At 39.6% G+C, this 18,067-nt stretch carries 23 protein-coding genes; 19 read left to right on the top strand and 4 right to left on the bottom strand.

The annotated features are described in order from the left end of the window. Positions 1 to 106: 106 nt before the first annotated feature. Positions 107 to 643, bottom strand: coding sequence for a cupin domain-containing protein (locus ACDZ28_RS04695; RefSeq protein ID WP_042131170.1), 537 nt, complete (start codon positions 641 to 643; stop codon positions 107 to 109). 423 nt (positions 644 to 1,066) lie between these two features. Further along, complete coding sequence (locus ACDZ28_RS04690) at positions 1,067 to 1,609, bottom strand: recombinase family protein (protein ID WP_042131169.1); 543 nt, start codon at positions 1,607 to 1,609, stop codon at positions 1,067 to 1,069. Between the two features lie 158 nt (positions 1,610 to 1,767). On the opposite strand from ACDZ28_RS04690, the gene ACDZ28_RS04685 reads away from it, so the two are divergent. Beyond that, a complete protein-coding gene (locus ACDZ28_RS04685; protein ID WP_081954204.1) occupies positions 1,768 to 3,231 on the top strand; it encodes a SulP family inorganic anion transporter in 1,464 nt (487 codons plus the stop codon). Between the two features lie 24 nt (positions 3,232 to 3,255). Then, positions 3,256 to 3,675, top strand: coding sequence for a universal stress protein (locus ACDZ28_RS04680; RefSeq protein ID WP_042131167.1), 420 nt, complete (start codon positions 3,256 to 3,258; stop codon positions 3,673 to 3,675). 198 nt (positions 3,676 to 3,873) lie between these two features. Here the strand turns inward: ACDZ28_RS04680 and ACDZ28_RS04675 are convergent, their stop codons facing one another. Together ACDZ28_RS04675 and ACDZ28_RS04670 are read right to left on the bottom strand one after the other, a co-directional pair. Next, on the bottom strand, positions 3,874 to 4,233 hold the full coding sequence (locus tag ACDZ28_RS04675) for a helix-turn-helix transcriptional regulator (protein ID WP_042131166.1): 360 nt from the start codon (positions 4,231 to 4,233) through the stop codon (positions 3,874 to 3,876). A 109-nt stretch (positions 4,234 to 4,342) separates the two neighbouring features. Next, a complete protein-coding gene (locus tag ACDZ28_RS04670) occupies positions 4,343 to 4,837 on the bottom strand; it encodes an arsinothricin resistance N-acetyltransferase ArsN1 family A (RefSeq protein ID WP_042131165.1) in 495 nt (164 codons plus the stop codon). A 297-nt stretch (positions 4,838 to 5,134) separates the two neighbouring features. Here ACDZ28_RS04670 and ACDZ28_RS04665 point away from each other — a divergent pair, with 297 nt between their 5' ends. The 17 genes from ACDZ28_RS04665 (at position 5,135) to ACDZ28_RS04585 (ending at position 17,644) form a co-directional block, all read left to right on the top strand. Next, positions 5,135 to 5,560 carry an arsenate reductase ArsC gene (locus ACDZ28_RS04665; protein ID WP_042131164.1) on the top strand — a complete coding sequence of 142 codons (426 nt, stop codon included), beginning with the start codon at positions 5,135 to 5,137 and terminating at the stop codon, positions 5,558 to 5,560. A 237-nt stretch (positions 5,561 to 5,797) separates the two neighbouring features. Next, the gene (locus tag ACDZ28_RS04660; RefSeq protein ID WP_375102297.1) at positions 5,798 to 6,121 is read left to right on the top strand and encodes an ArsR/SmtB family transcription factor; all 324 of its coding nucleotides are present in this window, start codon (positions 5,798 to 5,800) and stop codon (positions 6,119 to 6,121) included. A 109-nt stretch (positions 6,122 to 6,230) separates the two neighbouring features. Continuing rightward, positions 6,231 to 6,575, top strand: coding sequence for a metalloregulator ArsR/SmtB family transcription factor (locus ACDZ28_RS04655; RefSeq protein WP_042131163.1), 345 nt, complete (start codon positions 6,231 to 6,233; stop codon positions 6,573 to 6,575). A 55-nt stretch (positions 6,576 to 6,630) separates the two neighbouring features. After that, positions 6,631 to 7,689, top strand: a complete 1,059-nt coding sequence (gene arsB, locus ACDZ28_RS04650) for an ACR3 family arsenite efflux transporter (protein WP_042131162.1) — start codon at positions 6,631 to 6,633, stop codon at positions 7,687 to 7,689. Positions 7,690 to 7,745: 56 nt separating this feature from the next. After that, complete coding sequence (gene arsC / locus ACDZ28_RS04645; RefSeq protein ID WP_042131161.1) at positions 7,746 to 8,165, top strand: arsenate reductase (thioredoxin); 420 nt, start codon at positions 7,746 to 7,748, stop codon at positions 8,163 to 8,165. 57 nt (positions 8,166 to 8,222) lie between these two features. Beyond that, positions 8,223 to 8,585: an arsenite efflux transporter metallochaperone ArsD gene (arsD, locus tag ACDZ28_RS04640; protein ID WP_042131160.1), complete on the top strand. Its 363-nt coding sequence runs from the start codon at positions 8,223 to 8,225 to the stop codon at positions 8,583 to 8,585. 17 nt (positions 8,586 to 8,602) lie between these two features. Continuing rightward, positions 8,603 to 10,408, top strand: a complete 1,806-nt coding sequence (gene arsA, locus ACDZ28_RS04635; RefSeq protein ID WP_042131159.1) for an arsenical pump-driving ATPase — start codon at positions 8,603 to 8,605, stop codon at positions 10,406 to 10,408. Continuing rightward, on the top strand, positions 10,405 to 10,686 hold the full coding sequence (locus ACDZ28_RS04630; RefSeq protein ID WP_042131158.1) for an iron-sulfur cluster assembly accessory protein: 282 nt from the start codon (positions 10,405 to 10,407) through the stop codon (positions 10,684 to 10,686). Before arsA (ACDZ28_RS04635) ends, ACDZ28_RS04630 begins: the two co-directional genes overlap by 4 nt. Positions 10,687 to 10,706: 20 nt before the next feature. Further along, positions 10,707 to 11,141 (top strand): dual specificity protein phosphatase family protein, encoded by a 435-nt coding sequence (locus ACDZ28_RS04625; protein WP_042131157.1) that lies wholly within the window; start codon positions 10,707 to 10,709, stop codon positions 11,139 to 11,141. Between the two features lie 106 nt (positions 11,142 to 11,247). Next, positions 11,248 to 12,054 carry a class I SAM-dependent methyltransferase gene (locus tag ACDZ28_RS04620; protein WP_052414751.1) on the top strand — a complete coding sequence of 269 codons (807 nt, stop codon included), beginning with the start codon at positions 11,248 to 11,250 and terminating at the stop codon, positions 12,052 to 12,054. Positions 12,055 to 12,114: 60 nt separating this feature from the next. Beyond that, positions 12,115 to 12,519: a MarR family winged helix-turn-helix transcriptional regulator gene (locus ACDZ28_RS04615; RefSeq protein ID WP_197069718.1), complete on the top strand. Its 405-nt coding sequence runs from the start codon at positions 12,115 to 12,117 to the stop codon at positions 12,517 to 12,519. Between the two features lie 35 nt (positions 12,520 to 12,554). Further along, the gene (locus tag ACDZ28_RS04610) at positions 12,555 to 13,616 is read left to right on the top strand and encodes an FAD-dependent oxidoreductase (protein ID WP_375104126.1); all 1,062 of its coding nucleotides are present in this window, start codon (positions 12,555 to 12,557) and stop codon (positions 13,614 to 13,616) included. 417 nt (positions 13,617 to 14,033) lie between these two features. Beyond that, positions 14,034 to 14,387, top strand: a complete 354-nt coding sequence (locus ACDZ28_RS04605) for an arsenic metallochaperone ArsD family protein (protein WP_042131154.1) — start codon at positions 14,034 to 14,036, stop codon at positions 14,385 to 14,387. Positions 14,388 to 14,413: 26 nt separating this feature from the next. Then, the gene (gene arsA / locus ACDZ28_RS04600; protein ID WP_375104125.1) at positions 14,414 to 16,180 is read left to right on the top strand and encodes an arsenical pump-driving ATPase; all 1,767 of its coding nucleotides are present in this window, start codon (positions 14,414 to 14,416) and stop codon (positions 16,178 to 16,180) included. A 22-nt stretch (positions 16,181 to 16,202) separates the two neighbouring features. Beyond that, the gene (locus ACDZ28_RS04595; protein ID WP_052414750.1) at positions 16,203 to 16,475 is read left to right on the top strand and encodes a hypothetical protein; all 273 of its coding nucleotides are present in this window, start codon (positions 16,203 to 16,205) and stop codon (positions 16,473 to 16,475) included. 73 nt (positions 16,476 to 16,548) lie between these two features. Beyond that, positions 16,549 to 16,989 carry a MarR family winged helix-turn-helix transcriptional regulator gene (locus ACDZ28_RS04590; RefSeq protein WP_042131152.1) on the top strand — a complete coding sequence of 147 codons (441 nt, stop codon included), beginning with the start codon at positions 16,549 to 16,551 and terminating at the stop codon, positions 16,987 to 16,989. A gap of 382 nt (positions 16,990 to 17,371) precedes the next feature. Further along, on the top strand, positions 17,372 to 17,644 hold the full coding sequence (locus tag ACDZ28_RS04585) for a hypothetical protein (protein ID WP_042131151.1): 273 nt from the start codon (positions 17,372 to 17,374) through the stop codon (positions 17,642 to 17,644). Positions 17,645 to 18,067: the final 423 nt, after the last annotated feature.

Genomic DNA, 18,067 nt, shown 5'->3' with positions numbered 1-18,067 from the left:
AGAAGAGAATAAGTATATAATAGATTTGAAATTATACCGTTATAAAAAGGATGAATTCGGATTAGCATCCTAATTCCTTCATTGCTGGTTCCGGACCGTGATTTAGCTATCCTTCAGCAGACATTGCAATTGCTTTTGTTTCATGAACTGTTCCATATGGATGCTCAGGCGGTGCATAGATAACATAAATTTTAAGGGGACTATTCCCTGTATTGGTTATATTGTGCCATTTTCCAGCAGGTATCATAATTGCATAGTCATCATAGGCCATCACTTGGAAATCCAAATTATCTTTCCTATCACCCATTTGAACAAGTCCCTGACCTTCTTCTATACGTATGAATTGATCAGTTGTCGGATGGACCTCTAATCCGATATCATCGCCAATATTGATACTCATCAAAGTCACTTGAAAATAATTCCCTGTCCATAATGCGGTCCGGTAAGTATTGTTTTGCTTTGCTGCCTGGTCAATATTTATTACAAGTGGACATTGTCCATAATCTCTTAAATTCATTATCTCATAGGGATTACTATTGGTATTATTCCAATTATATTGAGGATGATAACCCTGATAGTTTTTATTCTTGCTGTTATGCATAGGATTATGCCAGTGATAGTGATGACATGATTTATGATACATACTCATTCTCCTCTTTAGATTTAGTGTTTACTTTTATCATATGTAGTTGCCTATATAAAGGAGTGCAAAACCTAAAAATATGGGCAAGAGCCTAAATGATGACAAGACAAACTAGATGGAGAAGTCTTGTAGACATCCTAATTTAATTCTTCGCCTATCCTACAAAGTCTGCCTCTCAATACTAAACACATCCGAGCGAAAATCAGGATAGACCTCTGAAATTCGCTCGGATGTGTTTGTATACCGTCCAGTTCTAACATATTTCACTTCAGGGTAGATGTATTTAGTGTGAACAATCAATATGATTTTTTCATGAAGAGATGAAAAGAAAATGCTGAACTGGAGTAATAACACCTTATTCAGAAATTAATTAGATCGAAGTAATGTATGAGTTCAATGTTCATTATCGATCACCGAAGTCAATTAGTTCTCTAAATACCGGTACAAGGTGGATTTGCTGATTCCCGTTTGTTCTTTAATCTCAGTGAGTGTATATTTTTTGGACTGATACATAAAGATCGCTTTCTCCACGTTTTCATCAGCTTTTCGGGGGCGCCCGGGAACATTCCCCTTTTGCTTCGCTTCAAAGAGTCCTCTTTTGGTTTTTTCGCTAATCACATCACTTTGGAACTCTACCAGGTGCTTCACAATATCACTAAATGAATACCCTTCAGATTTGCTGGTGTCTATATTTTCCGTTATGGAGTAAATATAAGCCTGCTGACTGTCCAGAACCTCAAGCAGCTCCACAAGGTGGCGGGTGGAATCCGCAAAGGCAAATAGTTTAGCAACTATGATGGTATCTCCAGGATTTAAATTGCTCATCATATGGTTAAGATGGGTTCGCCGCTTCGCTGAGGCGTGTTCTTCAACAATAACGGTATCACATGAGAAAGAGGTTAACATTTGTGTTTGTGCTTCGTAATTCAAATCGTCTTGATAAGGTCTCATATATCCAATACGCATTTTGTACGCTCCTTACTTTATAAACCTGCCGTTATCATACCACAAAATTTTGTTTCTAAAAGGTTCCATTATGGGAAGATTGATGCTAAACTGTTTGTAGAAAACCGGCCTGTCATCTTTAAGATTACAGTGCCGAAAAATAAGAGGTGGGAAACAGAGTGATTGAGAAACTAAAACAAAACTGGTTTTTTAATGTGAAGGGAGATGTTCTGGCAGGGATAGTCGTGGCATTGGCGCTGATTCCGGAAGCCATCGCATTTTCGATTATTGCCGGTGTTGATCCTATGGTTGGCCTTTATGCGTCCTTTTGTATAGCGGTCATTATTGCTTTTGTAGGCGGTCGGCCAGGTATGATATCGGCAGCTACAGGAGCCATGGCATTGCTTATGGTTCCGCTAGTCAAGGAGCATGGGCTTCAGTACCTGCTTGCAGCAACGATACTGACTGGAGTGATCCAGCTCGTGTTCGGTGTTCTCAAGATTGCCAGGCTGATGAAGTTTATTCCGAGACCGGTTATGATTGGGTTTGTCAACGCTTTGGCTATCCTGATTTTCATGGCCCAGGTACCACACTTCTGGGGAATTAACGGGATGACGTATGTTTTTGTCGGGATCACGTTAGTCATTGTATATGTTGTTCCCTTATTTTTCAAGGCGGTTCCTGCTCCGCTGATTGCCATTCTTGTATTGACGGTAATAGCCATTTTCACGGGGGTTAACCTGAACACAGTGGGGGATCTCGGTATTATTAAGCAAGAGCTGCCATCCTTTTTTATTCCTGATATTCCGTTTAATTTGGAGACACTGAAAATCATCTTCCCGTATTCCATTGCACTGGCTATTGTCGGCCTGCTGGAATCGCTGCTAACCTCTTCTATTGTGGATGATATGACAGGAACGGACAGCAATAAGAACCGGGAGGCCAGAGGTCAGGGAATCGCGAATGTAATCAACGGTTTCTTCGGCGGTATGGCTGGATGCGCTATGATCGGGCAATCGGTGATTAACGTCAAATCAGGCGGAAGAGGAAGGCTATCAACTTTGGTGGCGGGCACGTTCCTGATGTTCTTGATTCTTGTACTAGGCGATTGGGTGGTGCAAATTCCAATGCCTGTCCTGGTAGGCATTATGATTATGGTATCCATTGGTACTTTTGACTGGTCCTCGTTTACTTACCTGTTAAAAGCCCCAAGAACCGACGCAGCGGTGATGCTCGTAACGGTTATTATCGTGGTGGCTACCCATGACTTGTCCAAAGGTGTCATCGCCGGGGTGATTTTGAGTGCGGTCTTCTTTGTATCCAAAATCTCCAATATTGAAGTCCGGAAACGCGTGGAAAAAGCGAAAACCATATTCGAAGTCGAAGGTCAGCTGTTTTTTGCCTCTGTAGACGGCTTTGTGGATACCTTTGACTTCACAGTAACGGATTCCGATATTGTAGTGGACTTCTCAAACGCTCATATTTGGGATGACTCAGCCGTTGGAGCGATTGACAAGGTAGTCATTAAATACCGGGAGAACAATAACAGGATTGAAATTAAAGGATTGAATTCTTCAAGCCAAAAGATCGTTGATAAACTGGCTGTTTATAATGATGCCAATGCAAAGTTAAGTGCCCACTAATTTGACTTCAGGAGTGAATGAAGGATGTATAACCGGATCGTATTAGCTGTAGATGGGTCAGAGAATTCGCTGAGAGCGACCAAAGAAGCGGTAAAGCTGGTATCTTTAACACCAGGCTGCCAGATAGATGTGATTAGCGTTGCCGACTTCTCTAAATCGAAGAGTGAAATTCTGCATACCCAAGGCAGAGAAGAGCTAGAACTCAAAAGACGGCAAAAGCTGGCGCTTGTCGAAGAAATACTGAAGCAAGGAAATGTTGCTTATAAATTAAAGATTCTGCATGGAGAACCAGGCCCGACAATCATTGAATATGCCAATAAGGAAAAAGTGGAGATGGTTATCATCGGAAGCCGGGGATTAAATGCGCTCCAAGAGATGGTTCTAGGAAGTGTCAGCCATAAGGTTGTAAAAAGAGTGCATTGTCCTGTAATGATAATAAAATAGCAAAAGCTTGCTTTTACCTAAAATTAAAGATCCATCCCCGACGAGTGTCGAGGTTGGATCTTTTGATTCTGGAATCAAGCCGATTAATGGAATAAATCTTCAAGGATCACAAGTACTAACGTTACGCGTTAATCTCCAAAAAAACGTCCAATGGTTTCGTCTAGATTTTCAATGCGTTTTTTGCTTATAATCACCTACTTACTTTAAGTAAAGAGAATAAATATCAAGAACGTTATTCAAGCCATCCAACAATTCTTTAACTTCTGTACTTTTCTCTGGGTCAGCACACTGATCTGAGTAAGTATACGTTATTGGATTTATAGAAATGAGAGGGGTTATAAAATAGTTATCTGAAAGTTCAAATGTTATATTAATCTTTTCAATTTGCTTATTATACTCCATGGAGTTTAGGCATTTTCCTTTGATAATCTGATCTATGGTAGCTCGGGAGATGTCTGTTAGTTTAGATAAAGACAATTTGGAATAACCTTTCTGCCGAAGGAAGGTTACCAAGTTTTTAGCAATTATTTCACGGTGATCAAAAAAATTTAAGCTCATGTTGTAACACCTCATTTATCATTCGATGAGAATATCGGCTTTACTTACACAGAAAGTAGTTGATAGACAGACCTATTCAAAGCAGAGATATGATTATATTTTTTGTTGATTACAACAGTTTTTCCATAATCAACACATCTATAAAAGCTCCATCCATAACTCCTTGTTTCTCAAAAACTCCAACCTGCCGATAGCCCCTTTTTTGATATAACATTTGACCTGCTTGATTGAATGGAAAGGTAAATAGTACAATTTTATAAAATTCTTGTTCCAGTGCAGATTTTTCCAAGACTTCTAGGAGGGTATTTCCTATACCTTGTCCACGAAAGTGACGATCAATATAAATTGAGAGGTCTGCAACACCGTTATAGGCGCACCGATGGGAATAGGGGTTAAGAGAGGCCCAGCCTATCACCTCGTCTTCTCTTACAGCTACTAAAATGCTGTAGCGACCTCGGTGATTTTGGAACCATCCCTCCATAAAAGCCGAATCTTTTTCCTCGGTTTCAAGTGTAGCAATCCGATCTTCGATACCCTGATTGTAAATCCGAAGAATACTTTTCAAATCCTGTAATGTTGCATGACGAACGTTGAGTGTAGACATATCTGAACACTCCTTCTGAATTTAAGTCATTTGCTGATTTATGGTTGTAACTACCGTTGCTCTTTGTGAAGGAGAGATAGGGTATGCGTCTTCAATCATTAGCATCAGGTGTCTATTTAAACCTCATAAATAGTATAATTCTAAAAGTTGCAAAATATAATTGGAAAAATTCAGATTGCCAAATCAGGATTATAGAATAATTATATACTGTTGTTTTACATTGCGTTAACACAAAGTACGATTTAAATATAACAATTTAATTATATAATTATATACAAATAGAAAGGGGCTGAGAAGATGCAACAACCAATTCGTCTTTATTTTCTTTGTATCCAGAATCGTTGCCGAAGTCAAATAGCCGAGGCTTTTGCCAGACATTATGGTGGTAATCATGTGGTCGCTGAAAGTGCCGGACTTGAATCCGGAGATATCCATCCATATACCATTGAAGTCATGAAGGAAATAGGAATTGATATTTCAAACAAAAGCTCAAAAACAATTGATATGAAAACGTTTATGCAATCGAAAGTCATTATAAAGTTATGTGAACAAGTCAATGAAAAATGTCCAATCGTTCCCTTTGCCATCAAAAATATTCAATGGAATGTTACTGATCCGCTAACACTTAACGGCCATCTGGGAGACGTAAGAGCTGCAAGGGACGAAATTCAACAGAAAGTTATTGCACTATTGAAGGAAATGAACATACCAGTTAACGAATAAAAATCTTTATCGATATCGGGTGTAGTATCATCGTATATTCAGTTGTGGACATGTGGATGAACAATTTAAAAGAAGTGGTTTATTGAACGATTATCCAAGACAAATCATTAGAATATATAGATGTTCTTGAATTAAGCTAATGTACCTACAGAAATAGCCTTTCTTGATTTTGAAGGAATCAAACAATAATATATGATTATATATTATTTTGTTCGTATTCTTGAGGGGACTGTGTATATGTTCGATATGGAAATGGCTGAAAAACTGAAATTATTAGGTGACAAAACCAGACTCACAATAATGGGACTACTGAAAGATAAAGAATGGTGTGTGTGTGATCTAGCGGGAATCTTAGATATGACTCAGCCCAATGTCAGCCAGCATTTAAGGAAATTAAAGGCGCTGGGAATGGTTAAGGAAAGAAGACGTGGACAATGGGTATACTATTCACTTGATATGGATGATAAACCCTTTATTCAAACCGTTCTAGATACCTTACCCGATACTCAGACGTTGCTGTCTTTGTTAAAAGAGAACTATACTGAAGCTGATTGTGATTAATCGAATGATTTAATTTCACAAAGGACTAAGCAGATGCTGATTTGTATATTACCTATTGCTTATATAAGCATATGGTTATATAATGATGGAGGAAAAGGAGGAACGGAATATGAGTTTTTCTCTAGATGATTTGGATGAAATATCATTGGTATTAAAGCTTTTGGGGGATAAAACGAGGCTTACCATGATGAAACTGTTGGAGAAGCAAGAATGCTGTGTATGCGAACTTGTCGAAGTTTTCAAAACGAGTCAACCGTCTGTCAGTCAGCATTTACGCAAACTAAAGGATGCAGGTCTGGTAAAGGAAAATCGGAAGGGTCAATGGATTTTTTATTCGATCAATTCTAATAGTAATCATAATGAGTTAATTCAGAAATTGCTGAACTTTGTTCCTTCACAAGATCATGAATTGGAAGAGCTCGATAAGAAAGGTCTTAGAATTTCTTGTAATTAATATACGTACAAGGATCTAAGTGATAAGGAAAACTTATCAAAGGAGATTGATCACTATGAGTCAAAGAGAAAAGAAGTTGTCTTTCTTGGATCGTTATTTAACCTTATGGATCTTTGCGGCAATGGGAATTGGAATTTTGATCGGCTTTTTGGTGCCAAGCTTTTCGGAAAGTTTATCGAAGATGCAGGTAGGATCGACTTCAATTCCTATAGCCGTGGGATTGATTCTGATGATGTATCCACCGCTAGCTAAAGTGAAGTTTGAGAAACTGGGAAGAGTATTTAAGGACTGGAAAGTCCTACTGCTCTCCTTGGTGCAGAACTGGATTATCGGTCCAGTATTAATGTTTCTGTTAGCCATCTTATTTCTGAGCGATATGCCGGAATACATGATCGGTTTGATCATGATAGGTTTGGCTCGGTGTATCGCTATGGTTCTCGTATGGAGTGATCTGGCAAAAGGCGACCCGGAATATACAGCAGGTTTAGTAGCTTTTAACTCCATATTCCAAATTATTTTTTATTCCGTCTTTGCATATTTGTTCATCACTGTAATGCCCGGATGGTTTGGCGTACAGGGAGCAGTCGTTGATATTACGATGGGGCAAATTGCGGAAAGCGTAATGATTTACTTGGGTATTCCATTTGCAGCTGGAATATTGACGCGAGTGATTGCACTGAAGACAAAGGGTGAGGCTTGGTTTGAGAAGGTTTTCTTGCCAAAGATTGGTCCTCTTACTTTGATTGCCCTTTTATTTACAATCGTGTTGATGTTTTCACTTAAAGCAGATTTAATGATTCAGCTACCTATGGATGTCGTTAGAATCGCTATACCGTTATTAATATACTTTGTCATTATGTTTTTCTTGTCCTTCTGGATGTCCAAAAAAGCGGGAACTTCTTATCCGGTAGCAGCCTCACTTTCTTTTACTGCAGCCAGCAACAATTTTGAACTGGGTATTGCAGTGGCCATCGGTGTGTTCGGATTAAATTCAGGGGCGGCATTTGCCGCTGTTATCGGACCGCTTGTTGAGGTGCCTGTTCTTATCGGGCTTGTAAACGTCTCTTTATGGTTCGGAAAGAAGTACTTTAATAAACCGAAACCTGCTGCCTAAACAAAGCATCAAAAATATAGTTACTATTACCTTCAATATAAAGGAGATTATCTATCATGGAAAAGAAAACAATTTACTTTTTGTGTACTGGAAACTCTTGCAGGAGCCAGATGGCTGAAGGCTGGGCAAAGAAATACCTCAGTGATGAGTGGAATATTTACAGTGCAGGTATCGAAGCACATGGTCTTAACCCTAAAGCGGTGAAGGCTATGAATGAAGTAGGTATTGATATCACTTCTCAGACATCCGATATTATTGATTCAGAGCTATTAAATAACGCTGATCTGGTGGTTACCTTGTGTGGAGACGCTGCTGATAAGTGCCCGATTACACCTCCAAAAGTGAAACGGGAACACTGGGGATTTGATGATCCTGCGAAAGCGCAAGGAACTGACGAAGAGAAATGGGCTGTATTCCAGCAGGTCCGTGATCAGGTCGGAGCACGAATTAAACGATTTGCTGAAACCGGCGAATAAGGAATAGTCCAGCCGGGAGAAATCCCGGCTTTTTTCTACAGAAAGGAGCTTAAGTATATGAACTCTATTGAAATCTATGATCCAGCGATGTGTTGTTCCACAGGAGTATGTGGTCCGAGTGTTGATCCGGAATTAATTCGGATCTCTGCAGTGGTGCATAACCTGAAGAAAAGGGACGTCAATGTTTCCCGTTATAACTTGTCCAGTGAGCCGGCTGCTTTTGTTGCGAATGAAGTTGTTAAACAATTACTGACTGATGAAGGTCCAGATGTATTGCCTGTAATTATGGTAGATGGTCAGGTCGTTAAGAAACAAGGTTATCCTACTAATGAAGAGTTAGAGAACTGGACAGGGATTTCGGCTTCTGAACTTACAATGAAGCCTAGAGTGCGTTTAGAACTAAAAGTGAAGTCACAATAAACGAAAGAAGGGTCAACATGTCTATTCGGTTCGATCCACATACCATCCTGAAAACGCAATACTTTTTCTTTACAGGTAAAGGTGGCGTTGGAAAGACCTCAACTGCATGTGCAGCAGCGGTTACTTTAGCGGACGCCGGTAAACGGGTTCTACTCGTAAGTACAGATCCAGCCTCTAATTTGCAAGATGTCTTCGGCCGGGAGTTGTCCAATCAACCAGTCGCAATTGAGGGTGTACCTAATCTTTTTGTCGCAAATTTAGATCCAGAGTCAGCTGCGGAAGCGTATAAAAAGAAAGTTGTCGCTCCATATCGTGGTGTCCTACCTGATTCAGTTATCATCACTATGGAAGAACAGCTATCCGGTGCATGTACCGTTGAAATTGCAGCTTTTGATGAATTTACGACGCTGCTTACTAATGAACAATTAAAGTCTCAATTTGATCATATTCTGTTTGATACCGCACCTACAGGTCATACACTGCGTTTATTACAATTACCATCGGCGTGGAGTGGATTTTTGGATGAAAGTACGCATGGTGCTTCTTGTCTGGGGCCTCTGGCTGGATTGGAATCCAAAAAAACACTATATAACGAAGCCGTCCGCACCTTATCAGATGGTGAAATGACGACCCTAATTCTGGTTACCCGTCCGGAACAATCTCCACTAATGGAAGCGGCACGTGCATCGTCAGAACTACGGGGAACAGGTATCAAGAACCAAATGCTGGTCATTAATGGTTTGCTGTTATCACACAGCGAAGAGGACCCTGTATCTAAAGGGTTTTATAACAGACAGCAGCGGTCTTTGGAACAAATGCCGGCTGAACTCCAGGAACTGCCGAGTTATGTTATTCCATTAGCTCCATTTAACGTGACCGGGCTTGAAAGCTTACGTAATCTCTTTCAATCGGCTCCGTTGGCATCTACTGAAAAAGTAACTGCCGTGGAGATTGACCGTTCCATTCCGGATCTTGGTGGTTTGATTAATGATCTGGAGGAAAGTGGTATTCGGGTGATCTTTACAATGGGTAAAGGTGGCGTAGGGAAATCCACAGTAGCTTCTGCGATTGCTGTAGGGCTTGCAGAACGTGGACACCAGGTTCATCTCAGTACGACAGATCCTGCCGCCCATCTAGAGTATGTGTTTGGAGAGAATTCTGATTGCATCACACTCAGTCGGATCGATCCCAAAATCGAACTGGAGAGATACCAAGCTGCAGTCATTCAACAAAATTCAGAATCGCTAGATGATGAGGGACTCGCTTTTCTAGAAGAGGATTTAAGATCGCCATGCACAGAAGAAATCGCTGTATTTAGGGCTTTTGCTGATTTGGTTGAACATTCAGAAGAGGAAATCGTAGTGATTGATACGGCGCCGACAGGGCACACCCTATTATTGCTTGATGCAACTCAGGAGTATCATAAAGAAATTGCCCGTTCCTCTGGATTGATACCAGATTCCGTTCAACATTTGCTCCCTCGTCTTCGTAATTCGAAGGAAACCAGTGTCGTAATCGTCACGTTAGCGGAGGCAACGCCTTTTTATGAAGCCTCTCGTTTGGAAAGTGATTTGGAGCGTGCCGGCATTCCAACAAAATGGTGGGCCATCAACCAAAGCTTTGCTGCTGCAGGAACAAATGATAAAGTCCTAAATGGGCGTGCTCATGCCGAGCTACAATGGATTAGTAAGGTTGAAGAAATCTCTAATGGTCATGCGGCAATCATTCCTTGGCAACCGGACGAAATTACAGGGTATGAACAATTGAAAGCTTTGACGGGAAAGTATCTTAAGATAGGAAAGAGAGTGAATGAGGAAAAATGACGATTACGGATGAAGCGAAGCAGTTTATTGAGAACATGATGAAGGAGGCAGGCGTCTCTACTTTGCGGTTTGCATATTCCGGGGCAGGATGCTGTGGACCCAGTTACCAATTGTCGTTTGAGAAGCCGCAAGAAAATGATGCGGTGAGTGTAGTAAATCATATTCAAATTGCGGCAGATTCCCGGGTGGCTGACCAAATCAGCGGACTTGTCCTTGATTTTGTAGAGGACGAGCAAGGCGCAGGACTAACTATGAGTGGCGGCAGCGAATGCTGTTAAGCCGACAGGAGAGAGCAATTATGGCAAATTACCACGCACTTATCGAGAATAAAGTATATATTGGTGGAGAGAACGCTTTGCTTGAAGCCCTTAAAGATAATGAGATTACAGATGTGTTTGATCTGAGAGATAACGGAACGGAGGCAGAAGGCTTTCCCGCCGAAGTAACCCGTCATCACTTCCCAATCGTAGAGGATGAAGCAGGTCAAGGGTCTTATGTGAAAGCAGCTATTCAGGCAGTTACAGACGCAGTGAACAGTGGAAAGACGGTGTATTTTCATTGTGCAGGTGGGCGTAATCGCACAGGAACAGTAGCCACTGGAGTTTTACTTGAACTAGAAATGGCTTCTACTGTGGAAGAAGCGGAAGCTTTGGCCAAAGAAAAACGTCCAGACATCAACATCAAGCAAGAAATGCGTGATGTGTTGAGAGGGTTTTACCCGTCGAAATCATAAAATTTTACCATGTAATAGGCTATTTCCAAACGGAGATAGTCTTTTTTTATTTTAATTGTTGTAAAATACAACAGTTGTGTGTTACATTTTAGCGGGAGGGATGAAGATGAAAAGAAAAGGAATACATCAACCAACCATTGAGGATGCCATTGAAATTAGTGGAATTGAAACACTGCATCCTGGAGGCTTTGCTTTAACTAAACGCACTGCAGAGATTGCAGAGCTTAAACAGGGGATGCGGGTTTTGGATGTATCCAGTGGAAGAGGAACTCAAGCAATATTTTATGCAGAGAACTATGGGGTTCAGGTGACTGGATTAGACATCTCCCTAAAAATGATCGAGTCCGCCTCGAACTCTGCTAGGTTGGCCGGTATGACGGGCCGTGTCTCTTTCCGTCAGGGAGATTCTCAGGCATTACCCTTTGATGATGATACCTTTGATGTTGTAATTAACGAATGTGCGGTTGGAATCCCGGATGATTCTGAACAGGTTCTGAATGAAATGGTGCGCGTTGTGAAACCTGGTGGTACCATAGTGATCCATGAATCCATCTGGAAAAAGAAAATGACGGAAAATGAGAAGGAAGAACTAGCTGAAAGGTACGGAACGACTCCTTTGGAATTTGAGCAATGGAATGAAATGCTGAGAAAATCGGGTGTCGTTAACATTATTGCGGAGTATAAAGAATGGTCACAACCGGAAAAATTCTGGAAGGTTAGAAAAGATCGAGATGTTAAGCATCATTCGAAGCTGCTTACATTACCCGAAAGACTGATAACCTTGAAACGGATTGTGCAGAAGCATGGAATTAAAGGTGTATTTAAGGTCATGGAGAACGAGAAGATTTTCTTTAAAGCTGTGCTTGATGGCAAGATAGGATATAGCCTGTATAAAGGGGTCAAAGGTTCGTAATATTTCTCTATTCATTATTGAGGTGAAACCATGGAAAATGTAGATTTACTTAGGAATTTAATGAGAGCTTTCGATAAAAACATTGGTGCTCTAGAGAAAACACAACTCATGTGTTGCGGAGCAACGATCGGACAATGCCACGCTGTTATGGAAATTGGGCTTGCAGGTGAAATCTCACTTATAGATCTGGCTAATGTACTTAATCTGGATAAAAGCACCATGAGCAGAACGGTAAATAACTTAGTAGCAGATCATTGGGTTGAAAGAATTATTGATCCGAACAATAGGCGTTATGTGAAGCTGATGCTTTCAACCAAGGGACAGATTTTAAATGAACAAATTAGTGCTGTTCTTAATGCATACTTTGGAAAGATTATGAATGATATACCGGAGAACAAACGGGAGCAGGTTACAGAGAGCCTAGAACTGTTGATCTATGCGTTAAATAAGAATAACTGCTGTTAACTACATTCTCGGTTAAAAAGAAAGGATGAACATCTATGTCCAAAGTTTTAGATACCATTGTCATTGGTGGTGGGCAGGCGGGTCTCGCATCCGGTTATCATTTGCAAAAGGCTGGACTGGATTTCATGATCTTGGAAGCCGGTGATCAGCCGGCGGGGGCTTGGCCACAATATTATGATAGCCTTAAGTTGTTTTCTCCTGCACGATATTCGTCATTACCAGGTTTCGCTTTCCCAAAAGATTTAAACGAGTATCCATTACGTGATGAGGTTATCTCCTATCTACGTGTATACGCTGAAAAGTTCAAACTTCCATTAATGGTAAATAGCAAAGTGGAACGAGTCGAAGCTGTCAATGGCGGCTTTGATATCATAACTTTAAATGGCAAGAGATATCGAACCAAATCGATTATTAGCGCATCGGGTTCTTTTCATCGTCCATATATTCCTAATCTTCCTGGAACTGAATCTTTTCAAGGAAACCTTCTTCATTCGTCCGAATATAAACGACCTGAACCGTTTCGTGAGCAGCGTGTTATCGTTGTGGGACGGGGAAACTCGGGCGTTCAAATCGCAGTAGAACTGGCTGATTATGCCACCGTATCTCTAGCTGTTCAACATCCAGTCAAATTTACTCGTCAACGATTTCTAGGGCTTGATCTTCATTTCTGGTTGAAGATGACTGGAGTTGACACATTTCCTTTCTATCGAATCGGCAAGGAACCTCCAAGTCCCATTTCAGTATTCGACCTTGGTGGATACCGTAAGAAAATAGACAACGGCAATCCGAATCAAAAACAAATGTTCTCTGGTTTTTATCTTGAAGGTATCATCTGGGCGAATGGAGATAGGGAACCCGCAGACAGTGTGATATTTGCTACGGGCTATCGTCCTAATATTCCGTTTCTTCATCAGACTGGTGCGCTTGCTATGGATGGCAAACCTCTGCATGTTGCCGGTGTGAGCACGGAAGTTCCGGGGCTGTATTATGTAGGGTTGGCTAATCAACGCTCATTTGCCTCAGCTACGATACGAGGCGTAGGGGCAGATGCTAAATATGTTGTACAACATATAACACGGTTCCTTGGAAAACAATAAATCACTTCTTAACAAATTTTATTGATGGTAAGAAGTGGTTAGATATATTATTTGCAAAATGCAAATAAAAACACTATAATGAAAATATCAATAAGGAACTAAATTATTCGATTTTATATTTTTTAGGTTTATATGAATGCTCTGAAAAGAAATCTTGTTTGTTTTTTCTCGTTAATTATTTGCATAATGCAAATAATTAACTGAACCGAACTTAGGAGGTGAAAGTAATGACTAATGATTCAGTGAAGCAAACAGATGAAACTTGTTGTCCAGATACCCAACCAAATGTAAATATCAAGAATGAACAATCGTGTTGTTATCAATCCGAAGATAAGTGCTGTTGTCCTACCGATGAGAATTAGTTGTTGGTATTTATGGTTAAATCATTGATTTGAATCGAAAAAGGAGACCACTACCATGAAAAAAATTGATGTGTTTGATTCAGGGGGATGTTGTTCAACCAACGTTACAGATCCCAAAGCTAAAATGAATTCCAATCGTTTCTCTGCAGCTGCTAATAATTTATTTGTAAAAGGATATGACATTAACAGATATAGTTTATTAAGCCATACAGAAGTATTTAATTCTAATGAACAAGTAAAGAGGCTAATGGATGCTGATTTAAATAATCTACCGATTACGCTAGTTAATGGAGAAGTAGTTAAAACTCATGATTTCCCATCTAATGAAGAGCTTGCAGAATGGCTTAATATTTCCGTCGAAGAGATATTAAAAAAACAAACGGTGAATATTCAAATCAAAGGAAAATAATTAAAACTACTTAGGAGGTACTACAGATGATTCCATTATTTGATGTTAATAAAATTGATATTACACCTTATTTATTTTTCACTGGCAAAGGTGGAGTTGGTAAAACCTCAACAGCATGTGCAACAGCTATTTTCTTAGCAGATCGAGGAAAGAAAGTTCTATTGGTAAGCACAGATCCTACATCCAATTTACAAGATGTATTTAATACGCAATTAGATATGCATTACAAGGAAATACCTGAGGTTCAAAATCTTTTTGTTGCAAATTTAGATCCTGATCAAGCGGCTCAAGAATATAGAGAAAGCGTAGTTGGTCCCTATCGTGGGAAGCTCCCTGATGTGGTCATTCAACAAATGGAGGAACAACTTTCCGGATCATGTACAGTAGAAATCGCATCGTTTAATGAGTTTTCTACACTGTTAACGGATAAGAAAATCCAAGCTGAATTCGATCATATCGTTTTTGATACAGCACCAACTGGACACACTTTAAGATTGCTGCAACTACCCAATGCATGGAATGAGTTCTTAGAGGATAGTACAGAAGGAACCACAAGTATGGGATTGCTTGCTGGGCTAAATGAACGGAAAGATGTATACGAGCAAACGGTTAAGGTATTATCTAATCCCAAACAAACGTCGTTAGTGCTCGTCACAAGAGCAGATCCTGCACCACTAGAAGAAGCCGCTCGTGCTTCAAAAGAACTAGCTGAAACGGGTATTCGTAATCAAATGCTTATCATTAACGGATTACTGAATCATCCTATGTTATCCGATGATACTGCTGCAGCTTTTGCTTCTCGTCAAGAAACAGCTTTAAATAGTATCCCAGAAGTATTAAAATCACTTCCAACATGGGCTGTCCCACTGGTTCCGTTTAATATTACGGGTGTTAGAAATGTGCGTAAACTTTTTGATGAAACTCAAATGATCCCAGACCACACGTCGGAACTTAATGACGTTAATTACCCTCATCTGACGAACATTCTTGATGATATTATGGAGCGTAATCAACGAGTTGTTTTCACGATGGGTAAAGGGGGCGTTGGTAAGACAACGGTAGCTAGTGCAATCGCTATTGGATTAGCAGAACGCGGTAAAAAGGTGCATCTTACAACAACAGATCCAGCTGCTCATCTGGATTATGTTATGCATGAAGATATTAAGTCCCTTATCTCAATGAGTAAGATTGATCAAAAAGAAGAAGTTGAAAAATATAGAGATGAAGTTCTAACAAGAGCACGTGAAACCATGGATGAGCAAGGTGTTGCATATACAGAAGAAGAACTAAACTCTCCGTGTACCGAAGAAATTGCAGTATTTCGTGCTTTTGCTAATATCGTTGAGCGTGCGAACGATGAGATTGTCGTTATTGACACAGCTCCATCAGGTCATACACTTCTTCTACTCGATGCTACCGAATCTTATCATAAAGAAATTGCGAATTCCTCAGGTGAAGTCCCTGTATCTGTTCAAAACTTATTACCTCGATTACGGAATGAACAAGAAACAAGTATTGTTATTGTAACTCTTGCAGAGACAACACCGGTTTATGAGGCAGAACGATTGTCTGTGGATCTACAACGTGCTGGGATTACGCCAAAGTGGTGGGTCGTGAACCAGAGTATGATCATGACGCATACCCAAGATCCAATTCTTCACACAAGAGCATTGGGAGAACAACCATGGATTCAGCGCGTGAATGATACATCCAATGGAAAATTTGCTGTTATTCCAATGCAAAATCAAGAGATTATTGGTTATAAAGCACTTAAACAATTAGTAACAAGCTAAAAAGGAAATGGAGGAAGAAGCTATGAAGATTACGGATAGTGCTAAGGTATTCATTGAGAACATCTTGAAAGATAATGAAGGAAAGATCCTTCGTATATCCCAAACAAGTTCAGGATGTTGTGGTCCAAATGTAAACTTTGCATTGGATGATGCGAAAATAGAGGATCAGGTTCAAATCATTAATGATATTCAAGTTGTGATAGAGCCAGAGACAGTTACTGTCTTAAAGAACATTATTATAGATTTAGATGAAGAGAATTTAGTGATACTGAATGAAGGATCTAGCTGCTGTTAAATTCTATTATGTAATACTTGCAAATTGCAAATAATTAAAGTATAACTAAGGGAAAGGACAGGAGGGAAGTCACTTGGAAAATTTGCGGGATATGTTTCAGATTATGACTCGGCGATTTGGAGTACTGAATAAAGTATGTTGTACGGCTGGTGGAATTGATATCTCTCCCATACAGAGCCACATCCTATATGAAATAGATAAACAGCATAATCCTAACATCCAACAAGTAGCCGATACACTTGGAACAGATATTACAACATTTAGCCGTCAGATCCAAAGTTTAGTTAAAATGAAGCTTGTACAAAAGACACCAGATCCTAGTGATCGTCGTATCTATGTCCTTTCCCTAACCGTTGAAGGAATGTTTATTGCTGAAACGATTGATCAACAAATGAATTCATATTTAACGGAAGTATTTTCGCATATGAATGAGTTTGAGCGCCAAACTGTGATTCGTTCTATTCAGTTGCTTAATGAATCTATGGCTAAGTCAAAAGTGTGTTGTTCACCATAAGGATATGAAACAATCGTATCGTTGCATTTTGCAAATTCATAACATCTAAGGCTTTCAATTAGTGAGGGAATTTTGTTGATTAGCCAAGTAATTAGTGCGCCTTACGACGTATGACCCTGCAGCTCAGATCGATCACATAGCAGTTGAAGCTATCGAAAGTATAATAAACACTTGAGTAAAATTGATTAAATACTCTTAGACAATCGTAATGTCATAAAAACTTAAAGACTTCTATTAGTGGGTATCCACTGAAAGAAGTCTTTTATTTGGAGTGATTCTTATGGGAATTAAGAATTAAATATCGTAATTTAAGTGATACTATAAATTAAAAGTGAATCTTATTCACAGAGGCGTTAACTCAAAATAAACGGGTGGTAATTTCATGATCAATTCGAGACACATGCTGAATAGACCCTATATTAAAGAAGTCATTCGTGAACTTAAACTTATGGGACATGAGGATGATCGTGCTAAAGAGATTTTAATCAAATACTATAGACCGATTAAGAGAAGTTGGGGGTTTGGGCCGAATGCTTACGATTTTGCTAAGGAAATTGACTTTCTTGATAAAGCCGTAAATCGAGAATTCGACTCTTCTGATCCTAATCAGATCTTCATAGGGCATTTGAAAAGTCGAATAAACTCAAAGAATTGAAGATAAACATACTTTGATAAGACGGGATAAATAATGATGAAAAGTTGTGAAATCGGTCAGACTTCATAAAAAGTATTGGAATGACCTCAATGAGAGAAAAATCGGCAGTCATGGACGAGAAAATAAAGTCCATGACTGCCGATTTTTTATGGACTATCGTCGTTAGTTAAACAAAATGTACTTAGTCTTCAATTAAATTTCTACAACAGATAACCTTGTTCTAAAGTTTTTTCGTAAATAAAATACCATACATTTTATACTCTTTTTTTGCTTAATCTTTGTTTATATCCTTCTATTGTACATACATTACCTTATGATCACACCATAGAAAGTCTTCATCTTTAGAAAAAACATACCTTTCAGCATACATCGATGCTCAACTATTCATCTGCACAGCAAACGTACTATCTGGTACCCAGCCAA

Origin of the sequence: Paenibacillus sp. RS8 (assembly GCF_041956825.1) — a bacterium.
Taxonomy (GTDB): domain Bacteria; phylum Bacillota; class Bacilli; order Paenibacillales; family Paenibacillaceae; genus Paenibacillus_AQ.
This window is presented reverse-complemented; position numbering and strand designations above follow the sequence as displayed.